Raw genomic sequence first — 13,207 nt, 5'->3', positions numbered from 1 at the left:
CGGTTTACTCATAAGGAAAAAACATGAGCGTATTTATCTTTGCCAGTTTGCGTTGTCTGCCCGAACACAGTCAGGCGTTACGTGATGCCATGCGCGGCATGCAGCGTGACAGTCTGGCGGAAGCAGGCTGTGAGGTGTACCAGCTGTTGCAGGAAGAGGGCGACGCAAACGTACTGCATGTGTTTGAGCGTTACCGCGACATGGCTGCGGTGGAAGCCCATCGTGCTTCTGCCCATTACCAGGCTTACCGGGCCTGGGTGGCAGACAAGCTGGCGGCACCCGTGGAAGTGAAACTGCTGCAGGCGCTGGATTGATGACCAAGGGGGCGGGCTTAAGCTGTTGCCCGGCCCCTTGTGTGCTCATCTCGCCGAACGGGTTACCGGCTCGGCAATCGGTTCAATACGGCCCAGCAGGAAGAGGAAGGACAGCACGCCAATCAAGAGCATGAAGCCGGCAATCAGGAAAGCGTTGGTAAAGGAGTGGGTTTGACCCACGATGATGCCGGTGACAATCGGTGCCACCGCGCCCATCATGTTGTTGGCAAAGTTCATGATGCCGCCCACCGTGCCGGTACCGCCACGCGGGGCAATCAGTGAAGGCAGCGACCAGCCTACCGGTGCAGCGGCGGCCAGCCCGCTCAGGGCAATGCTGATCCACACAATGGCGATGACCGGGTCGCTGGTGGTGGTGGTGCCGAATACCGCCAGCCCCAGCAACATGCCACCCAGCAATACGCCCTTGCGCACCCGGGTTTCGTCATGGCCACGCGCAATCAGGTGGTCAATCAGCCAGCCGCCCACCAGGAGATCGGCCAGCGTGGCGCATATCCACGGAATGGCCGCATAGCTTGCCGACTTCAGAATGCTCATGTGCATGGTTTGCACCAGATAGCCGGGCAACCAGGTGAGAAAAAGGTAAAACACATAGCCATAGGCGGCAAAGCCAATAGACAAACCCCATACTTTACGTTGCCGTAACAGATAGCCCAGCATGGCCAGCGATCCGGCCTGGCTAACGCCCTCGGCGGTAGCCCCGCCTTCGGTGATATAGCGGTATTCTTCTGCCGACAGCTTGCTGTCCTGGCTGGGGTCGCGATAGATCAGGGTAAAGGCTGCAAAGTAAGCCAGGCTGAGCAGGGCGGTGAGGCCAAAGCCCCAGCGCCAGCCCAGATGCACCACGGTGAGGGCCACCAGCGGCACGCCTATCACATTGGAAAACTTGGCAGCCGCATCGAACAGGGCCGTGGCCATGGCGCGTTCGCGGCGGGGAAACCAGTAGCCGGTGGCCTTGGCACTGACCGGGAAGCCCGGTGCTTCGGCCACGCCCAGCAAGGCCCGGGCGACAAACACGCCGCCAAATCCCCCGGCACAGGCGGTCAGGGTGGAGGCGACTCCCCACAACAAGGCACCCCAGCGCCCGACGCGGGTTACGCCGAAGCGGTCCAGGATCAGGCCGGTCGGAATCTGTAACAGCGCATAGGTCCAGAAAAAAGCACTGAACAAAATCCCCAGGTCACTGCTGGAAAGATGGAACTCCTGCTGCAATTGCGGCGCAGCGACGGACAGGCTGATACGGTCGAAGTAATTGACCAGTACGCCAATGCCCAGTAGCCCGCCAATGCGCCAGCGACGTGGTGTGCTGCGGCGTGATGTGGAATGTTGTGTCACCTGAAGTCTCCTCTGTTGTCTCGGTTTTTATGCTTGGGACTGACGTTGTGCTATTTGCTGCAAGCCGTGCTGCAGCAAGGTGGCCAAGGGCTGGCTGACATCCAGCGTGATGACGTTTTCACTGGCTGGATCAGGTATTTCCAGGTCGGCAAACTGGCTGTCCAACAGCGAGGTGGGCATGAAATGGGCGTCCCTGGCCGCCATGCGCTCGGCAATGACAGCCTTGTCGCCCGCCAGATGCACCAGCAGCAAGTCCGGGTCGCCGCTGCGCAGGGTGTCGCGGTAGCGGCGCTTCAGGGCCGAGCAGGCCAGCACCACGGCTTTTTGCTCTGTTCTGGCCCTTGCCAGTTGTGCGGCCAGCTGTGTCAGCCAGCCAGCGCGGTCGGCATCGGTGAGGGCAATGCCGGCCTGCATGCGGGCAATGTTTTCCGGTGGATGAAAGCGGTCGCCTTCGATGTAGGCAGAGGACAGGGCGTTAGCCAGTGCCTGTCCCAGACTGCTTTTGCCGCAGCCGGCCACTCCCATCACGACAATGTTTCGATTTTTCATGTTAGCGCTAACAAATTGGGATAAAAAAATTTGCCTGAGCAATCTGGCGCGATGTTAGCGCTAACAGAAGCGCGCAATCAATCAAATCATGTGCTGCATGGCAGCAATGCCAGTACGGCGGATAGGAGGCTGGTTTGTCAGGCCTGTTGGCATCTCTGCCTCGAATGTGTCAGGTACTGGCGCGTACCTGTAGCTGGAAGCCCAGATCCAGCTTTTGTACCGCAGTGGTTTCACCGCGCAGCTGTTGCAGCAACATGCGCGCGGCAGCCGCGCCAATCTCAAAGCGCGGCGTGGCAATGCTGCTGAGGGCGGGGGTGGTCCAGGCGGCGGCTTGCAGGTCGTTGAAACCGCCGATGGCCAGTTGCTCGGGCAGAGCGATGCCGCGTTGCTGGCAACGGGCAATCGCGCCGATGGCCAGGTCGTCATTGCAGCAGAAAATACCGTCACAGTCCGGGTGGGCAGCCAGCAGGGCATCCAGCATGTCGGCCCCCATTTGCATGCTGGAAGGGGAAGGATTCAGCCATTCGAGTGCCGGGTCGTGACAGCCGGCCTGTTGCAATGCCGAACGGTAGCCATGCAGCCGCTTGATCACCCGCTCATCCAGCTGTGCACCCAGAAAGGCGATGCGGCGCTTGCCGCGCGCAAGCAGATGGCCGGTCATGCTGGCACCGGCGGCTTCCTGAGAAAAACCGACACAGGGCCTGTCATCCTGACTCAGGTCCATCATGTACACCGCAGGCAGTGCCTGCTGCGCGACGATCTGGCGGAAGGCGGGCAACTGGTTCAGCCCGGTAACCAGCAGGCCGTCCGGGCTGTGCTGCAAATAGGCACGCAACAGGGCCAGCTCTTCGCTGTCGCTGTAATGGGTATTGCCGATCAGCATCTGGTAGCCGGCCGGCTGCAAGACTGATTCGATGCCAGCCAGTGCATCAATGAAAACGGTATTGCTCAGTGAGGGAATCAGCACCAGGACCGTGTGTGAACGGGCCGATGCCAGTTGGCGCGCAGAGCGATTGGGTACATAGCCCAGCTGTTCCACCACCTGCAGGATTTTCTCGCGCAGGGCAGGGGACACCCGGTCCGGCGAGTGCAAGGCGCGGGAGACGGTAATGGCGCTGACACCAGCGGCCTGGCCGACATCGTGCATGGTGACACCAGTGCCGGAACGCAAGCGGGGTTTTCTGGACATACTGAACCTGATCTGCGGTGAGTTGCCAGGCCAGTTGGCCTGATGGGCGGATTGTAACGCAGGCTCAGCACCAGTTGCAGGCAGATCTGCACCGCAGATGGTTTGAAAATGCACTGGCTGCGGTTATAGTGCCCCTCCCTAAAGTACAGGAGGTGGCCAGTACGAAATGGCATGGTGCTGGCCTTGCCAACAATGAAAAAACTGGTTTTTGTCGCCTTGCTACTGCTGCTGGGCGCGTGTGACAAGGACACGGCAGTCAAACTGCCGCGCGAGGTGAAAACGCTCGCCCAGCTGGGTGAGTCGGTGGTACATCAGCTGCAAGTCACCGGGGCCGGGCAGTCTGGTGGTGCAGACAGACCGGCAGACAAAGTAGTGCTCTCCCCCCTGGTGCATGGTGAAAAGGGGGTGGGACACCGCGATTTCACTGCTGCCAAACGCGTATTACCCAAGGTATTTGCCGGCATGCAGCAGGATTTCTACTGTGGCTGCGCCTATGAGGGCAAACAGGTGGACTGGCTGTCCTGTGGCTATGTGCCACGCAAGAATCCGGAGCGGGCCAAGCGTATCGAATGGGAGCATGTTGTCCCGGCCTGGGTATTGGGGCATCAGCGCCAGTGCTGGCAAGCAGGCGGGCGCAAGAACTGCGCCACTAACGATGCGGTATTCCGGCAGGCGGAAGGGGATCTGAACAATCTGGTTCCGGCGGTGGGCGAGGTGAATGCCGACCGCAGCAATTTGTCCTATGGCGCCTGGGCACGGCAGCCTGCGCGCATTTACGGTCAATGTGGCACGGTGGTGGACTTTACCGGCAAGCGGGTGCAACCGCGCGAAGAAGTGCGTGGGGCTGCTGCCCGTATCACCTTGTACATGCATCAGCGCTATGGCTTGAACATGAGTCGGCAAGACCGGCAACTGATGTGTGCCTGGGCAAGGCAATATCCGGTGGATAGCTGGGAGACACGCCGTAATGCGCGCATTGTCAGCCTGCAAGGGGAAGGCAATTATCTGGTCAGCCAGCCGGAGCAGCTGGCTGAACTATGCCGGTAAGAAGTGCTAGCAAAAACCTGCTGTTGCGTTGCGCTTTCTTGCCACAGCACCCTTGTACTGTCGGTACCGGCAGGCCTTGCCCCACGGACGCTGCGCTATTTTGTTAGCCGCGTTAAGTCAGAACGGCTGACGCCAGACTTATTCGGCGGCGGTTTTGCGACGGCGGCTGGTGGCCGGCTTGCTGTTGGCTGCCGGCTCGGCTTGCGGGGCATCGTTGTCGCCCTTGCTTGCTTGTTCCGGGCTGCTTGCTTCAGCAGCTTCCGCACTGGTTTCAACCACAGCTGCTGGTGTTGTGCTGCTGGTGTCGGCACGCAGGTCCGGGGCAATCTCGGTCAGCAGTTGCTCCAGCAGTTTGCTACGAGCGGCGATGTGGTGATCAAATCGCCAGTCTTTCAGCAGGTCGAGGGCCACTTCGAAATAGCGCATATCAATCTGGTACAGACTGCCCAGGTCAAAAGATCGTCCCATTTCCAGCGCCGCAGCCAGATCCTTGAGTACCTGGACTTGTTCCGGGTCCTGGTTTTCTTCAATGAATCGACGGATTTTCTTGGCGGCATTCATGGTGATGATCCTTGCTGGTACGCGGTATGACTGGGCGAAGCAGTCATAACAACCGTACTTGAATGTTGTAAGAGCAAGCGCACAGTCTGCCACAGTCAATGCGAACAAATTATTACCTTTTCATGACAAACAGTCATTCTGTCATTATTTAACCTGGTTTTTAATGTCAAATGATTTTATTGGTTTTGATCAAACGCGACCATGGGCGGCTTGCCCATGCGTGGTGGTGGTACTGACAACAAGCTGTTTTACGGGTTGTGATTGGCATCAAAACGCACGTTCAGCACACCTTCCTGCACATCCAGGCAGTATTGTGGCCAGCGCATGTCAGGCCACAACAGCTCGGCCATCAGGGTGTGCGGGTGATAGGCCGCGGTGTAGAGCGTGCCATAGCCGCGCCCATAGGCGGTCTGGAACAAGGGCGGACGCAACAGGGTACGTAGTACATCATCTGCTTGCACAGCCTTGCGCACACCCTGGCTCAGCATCCATTCACGCTCTTCCGAGAGGGTAGCCCTGGCATGGGCTTGCCATTCCAGTCCATGCTGGTGGTTGGCCACCGCCGGGCGATGCACTACTTCCGCTGGCCGGTCCGGTGCGACAAATACCGTGGCCCAGTGACTGTGTTTGTCCAGCAGGCTGATGTTGTAGGTCATGTGTACCGGTAGCCGCTGCAGGATGGCAATGGCCTGAGCGGTATTGCCTGCTGCTTCCAGCAGGTAGCGTAGCACCAGCGGTATGCCGAAGCCTTCGCCCACTGCCGTGCGTCCGCCAAACGACAGGGAAACCGCGAGCCCGTCTTCGTTGATGCCATCCAGCGCGCCCCACAGGCAATCGCTCATCACCAGTACCTGGCGTCCCAGCCAGCGGGTAGCCAGCCAGCTGCCTTCCAGCAGGCTGGGGGCGTAGTCGTAATTGCGTGCCAGCACGGGTCCTTCCTGGCCAGTCGGGTCCAGCCAGACGGCCTGCGAACAACCGGTGATATACGAGGGAGGGCACCACTGTGACAGAAAGCGGGCTTCCAGATCGCCACCGCCAGCCAGTTCACAGAGTTGCTGATACAGCCCGGATAGTTCCGGCATGTGCTGGCGCAGTGCGCGTCGCCCGGCCAGGTATGAGGGCCGTGCCCGATAGCCATCGCGCAGGAGCCACTGTTGATAGGCTGGCCAGCGCATCTGGAACAGTGCTTGCCAGCGTGCACCTGGCGTGTCTTCTCGTATCGCTTCAAATGTACAGCGCATGTGTCTCACTGGAGCTGCGGCCACCGCCGTGCAGCAGGCGACTGCCAGGTTGATGGCGTGGACTACAGAATCTTGAAGGCGCCAGGGTCAGGCGGGCTTTCAGTGTGCACCGCCATGATGGGTTTGGCTGCATAGTATTTCTTGATGCCGGCTATCCAGTGGCGTGCACGCGCATTGAGTGCGAAGTCGTCGCTCATCGAGCGGCCACGGGTAATCAGGATGCCCAGATCAGCCCCTTCGTAACGATAGTCGCCCGGCCCGCTGATGCGCAGGAAAAATGCTTCGTTTTCCGATTCGATATCCTGGCGCTTGTAATCGAAGCGATGGTAGGACACCGAACCGTCCTCTGCCATACGATAGATGCCGGTGGCCGGGGCATGGGTAATGATGTCCACATTGTTGGCAGTATGTTTGATCACCAGCTGGCTCCAGCTGTCGATGAACGCCGGGTTGGCCCAGCGGGCGTTCAGTTCTTCCACGTCCAGTTCAAACTCGATGCCGGAAAACTCCAGCAGATGGAACAGGAATAGCGGTACATCCGCATAGGCGAAGGCTGCGTGGTTGGTCATCGGGCTGGCACCGCAGATACGCGGGTTCAGTTCACCCAGATAAACTTCGTCCGTGTCCTTGTCGATCAGGAAATCCAGGTCGAAATAGCCGCGATAGCCTTCCGCCATCAGCTGGTTGCCAAAGCGGTAAGCCATCTCGCGTGCCTTGGCGCGGACTTCTTCGCTGAACGCGCCGGGGAAGATTTCATTACCGCACCAGCCACCGCGATAGGGTGTCAGCTCCGGCTCGCCCACCACTTCGGTAAGCAGGGGTCCCACCAGGGTTCCACAACGGGTGGCACAGGCCTCCAGCGTGGCCCCCCGACAGTTGATGCGCTGCATGATCTTGACTTCAGGATCCTGGATGATGTCCTGGGCGCGACGGTCGAAATCGGCTGCACTGGAAATGAAGAAGGTGGTGTGGCCGGAGTCGCCAAAGGCGGTTTGCACCACCAGTTGTTCGCCCAGGCCATGCGCGTCGGCAATCTCGCGCAGGTGGGCGTAGCTATCCACCTTGCACAGGGCATTGGGGACGGAGGGCACGCCAGCCTTGTTGCCGATACGCACGGTTTCCATCTTGTTGTCGCAGCGCTCGCGCAAGGCGGCGCTGGGAAACCAGACTTCGATGCCCAGCTCCTGGCACAGCCGTTCGGTTTCTGCATCGAACATCAGGAATACCGCCACCGGTCGACCGCCGGCGCGCTCGACATAATCCACCACGTCCTTGTGTTGCAGCAGGTAGTTATTGATGTCCTCGATGGACTGGAATTCCTCGTGCGGCAATTGCGGCGGCACAAAGACATTGGGGTGGCGACCATCAAAACAGTCGATGTAGTTGATGTATTTGAAGCGATTCACCCACTGGTCTATGCCCAGCAGGTTGAAATTGGTGGCGCTGATGAAGTAGATCGGCCGTTCATTACGATGAAACAGCAGGCGCAGATCGGAAATATTGCTGACTTTTTGCATGGGTGGTTCTCCCTGAGCGGCTCGCGGTGATGCTTTTGCTGGCTGTGGCGGCTGGCCGGTTTGTGTCATGACTTGCAGCCAGTGCCAGCAATGACTTAGCCAGCACATGGCTAGTGCACTGGCTTTCATTGCGGGTCTAGCTCACCGGGTGAGAGGGTTGCCGGGGCAACACTTTGCGGTATGGGGCCGCCCGGCCCGGACAGCCCGCTCTGCTCGTGATCGTCCGGCTTGACCAGCGGCCCCAGCGTATGCAGGAAGCCGTCAGCGCCGCTGTCGCGCTGATAGACGGGGAACTCGCAACGGCGATCGCGAAAGCTTTTCAGCGGCTGGCCCAGGCCACGCAGGCCGCGTTCCCGTTCGCGCCTTACCTTGTCGAAGTCCACTTCCACCGGAATGATTTCCGCGCCCGATCCGGCCTGGTGCAATACATAACCGGCAGGGTCCACCACGATGGAACGGCCGCTGCCACCGTCGCCTACGCCATTGATGTCGAAGAAATACAGCTGGTTGGTGACTGCAGAGGCCCGGGCAATGGCCAGCTCCACTTCCCGGTCTATGGTGTCGGTCATGGTGGGGTGCAGAATGACTTCCGCCCCCATGGCGGCCAGCGTGCGGGTGGTTTCCGGAAACCACATGTCGTAGCAAATGGAAATTCCGATGCGGCCTGCTTCCGGTACGTCAAACACCACAAACTGGTTGCCGGCGCTGATGCCTTTTTCGTAGGGCAGGAAGGGAAACAGCTTGCTGAAGCGAGCGATGACTTCGCCTTGCGGGTTGATCACCGGGCTGGTGTTGAAAATGCAGCCGTCGCGCTGTTCGAACAGCGAGCCGGGAATCAGCCACACCCCATGGCGGGCGGCAATCGCGCACAATCGCTCTTCGGCCTGGCCCGGCATGGTTTCGGCGCGCAGTGGATTGGGGCCGTAGGCTGCCAGTTCGGAAAACAGCACCATGTCTACCCAGGGAAAACGGTGTTTGACATGGGCCACGTAGTGGCCCATGCGCGTGATGTTTTCTTCGAAGGCGGAAACCGGCATCTGGATGCCGGCAATGGCGAAGCGTTTCAAGGTCTCTCCCGATTGATGACTGCTGCGCCTTGCCCGGCGGCAGGCGTTTCAGTGGTGGCTGGGAGAGCAGTCTACAAATGCGGGAAGTGGGCCAGAAATAGCCGATTTCTGATTATGCTGGCAGGAAATGGCTGGTCGATTGCCAGGGATTTTTACTTGCCATGTCAGGTGAAAATGGCGTGCGTCCGGAGAATGCCATGCAGGCCGGGACGGCAGCTGGGCGGAAGGTGGGGCGGCTTGCCGGGCAAGCCGCTGTCGCTAGCGTTCGAGCAGGCGATAGCCCACGCCGGTTTCGGTGAGGATGTGCTGCGGCATGGCCGGGTTGTCTTCCAGTTTCTGCCGCAGGTGACCCATATAAACGCGCAAGTACTGGTTGTGCTCGGAAAAGGAAGGGCCCCACACCGCCAGTAACAATTCGCGATGAGTAATCACCTTGCCACTGTTGCGGATCAAGGTCGTCAGCAAACGGTATTCGATGGGAGTGAGGTGGATGGGACTGCCATGCTTGCTGACGGTGCGGTTGACCAGATCCACTTCAATGGGACCAAAGCAAAAGGTTTGCGCCGGAGCAGCACTGCCCTGGTTGCGACGACGCAGCAGGACACGGATGCGTGCCATGCACTCGGCCACGCCAAACGGTTTGGTCAGGTAGTCGTCGGCACCGGCATCCAGCGCCAGGACTTTTTCTGTTTCCTGGGTGCGGGCGGACAGCACCAGAATGGGCAGGTCGGTCCACTCGCGCAGCTGACGGATGACTTCAATGCCGTTCATGTCCGGCAAGCCCAGGTCGAGTATGACCAGGTCCGGTTTGCGGGTGGCCACTTCAATCAGGCCCTGTTTGCCGGTTTCGGCTTCGTGCACCACCCAGTTGTCGCCATCCAGCGCCGAGGCCAGAAAACGGCGGATGGGTTTTTCGTCCTCGATCACCACCAGGTTGACAGGTGTTTCGCTCATGGCTGGATTTCCTCGTCGCCGGGCAGGGCGGGCATCTGGCTGACCGGCAGGGTAAAGCAGAAGGCGGCACCATGCGGCTGGCGGTTGCTGGCGGTAATCTGGCCGCCATGTGCTTCGACTATGCTGCGGCAGATAGCCAGACCCAGCCCTACACCCGGCGTGGTGGATTCGTTGTTGCCACGGCTGAATTTATCGAACAGTTTTTGTTCCAGTCCAGCGGGCAGTCCGGGGCCGTCATCTTGCACGCAAACGCGTATTGTAGCGCCCTCAGCCTGTGCCTGTAGTGTGATATCGCTGCCGGGCGGGGTATATTTGGCCGCGTTTTCCAGCAGGTTCACCAATACGCGCTCAATCAGCACGGCATCGTATTCCAGTACCGGCAAATCGCTGGCCAGTGCCACTTCCAGCTGATGCCCTTGCAGATTGCGCTGGCAAGCGCGTAGCGCACTGCCCACCACGTCATCCAGCAGTTGCCAGGTTTTGTTGGGCTTGACGCCGGATTGCAGTCTGGCCATGTCCAGCAGATTGGTCACCAGATGGTTCATGCGCAGCGATTCTTCCTGAATCGACTGGGCGATGTCTGCTTGTTTGGCCGTATCGACCTGGCCTTCCGCCAGCAGGCTGGAGAGGCCGACCAGGGTGGTGAGCGGGGTGCGCAGGTCGTGCGAGATAACCGACAGTACGCTGTTGCGCAAGCGTTCGGACTCCATGGCGACAATGGCGTCTTGTGCCACTTCAACGTAATGCACCCGTTCCAGCGCCAGGGCAATTTGTGCCGCGCAGGTTTCCAGCAGGCGTTGTTGTTCCGGCAGGAAGACCTGATCCAGTTGTTCGGGCAGCACCGCCAGCACGCCGCGATTGCGCATCGGTGCCTTGAGTGGCAAATAGAGCATGGCATTGGACGGCAAGGTCTGGGTGCCCAGGCCTGCTGCCTGCTGTTTGTCGTACACCCATTGGGCAACGCCCAGGTCCGCCTGTGCCGCGCTGTCGTTTTCGGCGCGCAGCTGTTCCTGGCTATTGGGGGTGAGCAGCACGATGCTGGCATTGAACAGCGGTTGCAGGCGGCTGACGGCGATGTCGATGATCTGGTTGGCGGTCAGGGCGGCAGACAGCTCGCGTCCCAGGTCGTACAGCGCGCGGGTGCGGCGCTCGCGGTAGGTGGCAATATTGGCTTCAAAGCGCAAGCGAGCGGTCAGCTGGCTGATGATCAGCGCCACGGCAAACATCACGGCAAAGGTCAGCAGATACTGGGTGTCGGATACAGACAAGGACAGTCGTGGCGGCACAAAGAAAAAGTCGAAAGTGGCGACCGATACCACGGACGCCAGCACGCCGGGGCCACGGCCAAAGCGCACGGCAATCAGCACCACGGCCAACAGGTAGAGCATCACCACATTGGACAGGTCAAAAAACGGTGTCAGCAGGCTGACAAGGCCGGTGGTCAACAGGCAGGCCAGCAAGGCCGCCACATAGCCGTGGCCTTGCTTCTGCCGAGTGGCTTCGCCAAACAGCAGGCTGTTGAAGCCTTCCTGCGCGGCTGCGTTGTCCTGGTCCGGCTCGTGGGACACCACATAGACATCGACATCATGTGCCTGCCGGGTGAGCTGCTCCAGCAAGGGGCGCCGCAGCAGGCGGCGCAAGGGGCCAGCCGATGTCTTGCCCACCACCAGCTTGGAAACATTACGGGTGCGCGCATAGGCCAGCAGGGTGGCGGCCAGTTCGCTGCCGCCCAGAATGGTGGTTTCTGCCCCCAGCTCCTGTGCCAGCTTCAGGCCCTTCATGATGCGGGCGCGCTGGGCGTCGGGCAGGCGTTGCAATTGCGGAGTTTCCACAAAAACCGCAATCCAGTCGGCATCCAGGCTGGCGGCCAGCCGCTTGCCGCTGCGTACCAGCTTCTCGGTACCAGGGCCGTGGCCGATGCAAACCAGCAAGCGTTCACGGGCATGCCACACCGGTTTGATCGACTGATCGGCCCGATAGGCGCGCATTTGCGCATCTACCCGGTCGGCGGTGCGACGCAGTGCCAGCTCGCGCAGCGCCAGCAGATTGCCCTTGCGGAAGAAGTTCTTCACCGCCCGCTCGGCCTGTTGGGCCAGATACACTTTTCCCGCAGCCAGCCGGGCCAGTAGTTCATCCGGCGGCAGGTCGACCAGCGCGACTTCCTCAGCCTGGTCGAATACATGATCGGGCAGGGTTTCGCGCACCACAATGCCGGTGATCTGGCCCACCACATCGTTCAGGCTTTCCAGATGCTGCACATTCAGCGTGGTGTAAACGTCGATGCCGGCCGCCAGTAGCTCCTCCACGTCCTGCCAGCGTTTGCTGTGGCGGGAGCCTGGCACATTTGAGTGGGCGAATTCATCCATCAGGATCAGCTGTGGTTGGCGAGCCAGTGCGCAGTCCAGATCAAACTCGGCCAGACTGCGACCCTTGTATTCGACCCGGGTGGGGGGCAGCACTTCAAGCCCATGCAATTGCGCTTCGGTTTCTTTGCGGCCATGGGTTTCCACCACGCCCACCAGCACTTTGCAGCCTTCTTGCTGGCGTACACGGGCGGCGCTGAGCATGGCGTAGGTCTTGCCCACGCCAGCGCAGGCACCAAAGAAAATTTTCAGCCGGCCACGCCGGGCAGCCAGCTCATCCTGCTTGATGGCATCGAGCAGGGCATCGGGATCGGGTCGGGTATCAGTCATCGGGTTTCATTTTCTGGCCAACAGCAGCCACACAGCAGCAGGCCCTGCACATGCTGGCAGGGCCGGGAGGCAAAGCCGAAGCGCAACAGTCGTGTCGTATTGCATGGCACAGACTGCTGCGCGCGGTTTATCTGGCGGTCAGGCCATCCAGTGCCAGGTTCAGCGCCAGTACATTGACGCGCGGTTCGCCCGAGAGGCCGAAGGTTTCGCCAATGATGTGGTCATCCACCAGCTTGTGCAATCGGGCCATCTGCATCTGGCGTGCTGCAGCGACACGGTCCATCTGGTAGTAGGCGGCGGCGACGGAAATGTCCGGGTCCAGCCCACTGGCCGATGCGGTGACCAGATCAACCGGCACAGTGGCTGTCTGGGTGGGGTGTGCCTTGCGCAGGCGTTCCAGATTGCCTTTGACCGCATCCAGTTGGGCCGGGTTGGTGGGGCCCAAGTTGGAGCCGCTGGAACTGCCGGCATGATAGGCTTGCGGACTGGTGGCGGAGGGGCGGCCCCAGAAATACTGCGTGCCGGTGAAGTTCTGGCCAATCAGCTGCGAGCCGATGATCTGGCCGTTTTTCTCTATCAGGCTGCCATTGGCCTGATACGGAAACAGCAACTGGGCGAGGCCGGTGGTCAGCAAGGGATAAGCCAGACCGGTGATGGCCGACAGGATGACAAACAGCACCAGTGCCGGGCGCAGGGTTTTGAGCATGATGATTTCCTTCTTG

General features: G+C 60.2%; 12 protein-coding genes. 2 read left to right on the top strand and 10 right to left on the bottom strand.

The window, feature by feature from the left end:
- Positions 1-23: 23 nt before the first annotated feature.
- Positions 24-314: a putative quinol monooxygenase gene (locus HWX34_RS00285; RefSeq protein WP_178970443.1), complete on the top strand. Its 291-nt coding sequence runs from the start codon at positions 24-26 to the stop codon at positions 312-314.
- A 45-nt stretch (positions 315-359) separates the two neighbouring features.
- Here HWX34_RS00285 and HWX34_RS00280 read toward each other — a convergent pair whose 3' ends face one another.
- The 3 genes from HWX34_RS00280 to HWX34_RS00270 all read right to left on the bottom strand — a co-directional run bounded on the left by HWX34_RS00280 (position 360) and on the right by HWX34_RS00270 (position 3,405).
- Positions 360-1,667: an MFS transporter gene (locus HWX34_RS00280; protein WP_178970442.1), complete on the bottom strand. Its 1,308-nt coding sequence runs from the start codon at positions 1,665-1,667 to the stop codon at positions 360-362.
- A 27-nt stretch (positions 1,668-1,694) separates the two neighbouring features.
- The gene (locus tag HWX34_RS00275; RefSeq protein ID WP_178970441.1) at positions 1,695-2,216 is read right to left on the bottom strand and encodes a gluconokinase; all 522 of its coding nucleotides are present in this window, start codon (positions 2,214-2,216) and stop codon (positions 1,695-1,697) included.
- A 169-nt stretch (positions 2,217-2,385) separates the two neighbouring features.
- A complete protein-coding gene (locus HWX34_RS00270) occupies positions 2,386-3,405 on the bottom strand; it encodes a LacI family DNA-binding transcriptional regulator (RefSeq protein ID WP_178970440.1) in 1,020 nt (339 codons plus the stop codon).
- Positions 3,406-3,597: 192 nt separating this feature from the next.
- Here HWX34_RS00270 and HWX34_RS00265 point away from each other — a divergent pair, with 192 nt between their 5' ends.
- A complete protein-coding gene (locus HWX34_RS00265) occupies positions 3,598-4,452 on the top strand; it encodes an endonuclease (protein ID WP_178970439.1) in 855 nt (284 codons plus the stop codon).
- A 138-nt stretch (positions 4,453-4,590) separates the two neighbouring features.
- On the opposite strand, the gene HWX34_RS00260 is transcribed toward HWX34_RS00265, so the two are convergent.
- The 7 genes from HWX34_RS00260 to kdpC form a co-directional block, all read right to left on the bottom strand.
- Positions 4,591-5,013 (bottom strand): hypothetical protein, encoded by a 423-nt coding sequence (locus HWX34_RS00260; protein WP_178970438.1) that lies wholly within the window; start codon positions 5,011-5,013, stop codon positions 4,591-4,593.
- 248 nt (positions 5,014-5,261) lie between these two features.
- The gene (locus HWX34_RS00255; RefSeq protein WP_178970437.1) at positions 5,262-6,254 is read right to left on the bottom strand and encodes a C45 family autoproteolytic acyltransferase/hydolase; all 993 of its coding nucleotides are present in this window, start codon (positions 6,252-6,254) and stop codon (positions 5,262-5,264) included.
- A gap of 62 nt (positions 6,255-6,316) precedes the next feature.
- Positions 6,317-7,771 carry a biotin carboxylase gene (locus HWX34_RS00250; RefSeq protein WP_178970436.1) on the bottom strand — a complete coding sequence of 485 codons (1,455 nt, stop codon included), beginning with the start codon at positions 7,769-7,771 and terminating at the stop codon, positions 6,317-6,319.
- A 125-nt stretch (positions 7,772-7,896) separates the two neighbouring features.
- Positions 7,897-8,838 carry a carbon-nitrogen hydrolase family protein gene (locus tag HWX34_RS00245; RefSeq protein WP_218644994.1) on the bottom strand — a complete coding sequence of 314 codons (942 nt, stop codon included), beginning with the start codon at positions 8,836-8,838 and terminating at the stop codon, positions 7,897-7,899.
- 258 nt (positions 8,839-9,096) lie between these two features.
- Positions 9,097-9,792, bottom strand: coding sequence for a response regulator (locus tag HWX34_RS00240; protein WP_178970435.1), 696 nt, complete (start codon positions 9,790-9,792; stop codon positions 9,097-9,099).
- Complete coding sequence (locus HWX34_RS00235; RefSeq protein ID WP_178970434.1) at positions 9,789-12,485, bottom strand: DUF4118 domain-containing protein; 2,697 nt, start codon at positions 12,483-12,485, stop codon at positions 9,789-9,791. Before HWX34_RS00235 ends, HWX34_RS00240 begins: the two co-directional genes overlap by 4 nt.
- Before the next feature lie 127 nt (positions 12,486-12,612).
- Positions 12,613-13,191, bottom strand: a complete 579-nt coding sequence (gene kdpC, locus HWX34_RS00230) for a potassium-transporting ATPase subunit KdpC (protein WP_178970433.1) — start codon at positions 13,189-13,191, stop codon at positions 12,613-12,615.
- Positions 13,192-13,207: the final 16 nt, after the last annotated feature.

It is taken from the genome of Aquitalea sp. LB_tupeE (assembly GCF_013391415.1).
Taxonomy (GTDB): domain Bacteria; phylum Pseudomonadota; class Gammaproteobacteria; order Burkholderiales; family Chromobacteriaceae; genus Aquitalea.
This window is presented reverse-complemented; position numbering and strand designations above follow the sequence as displayed.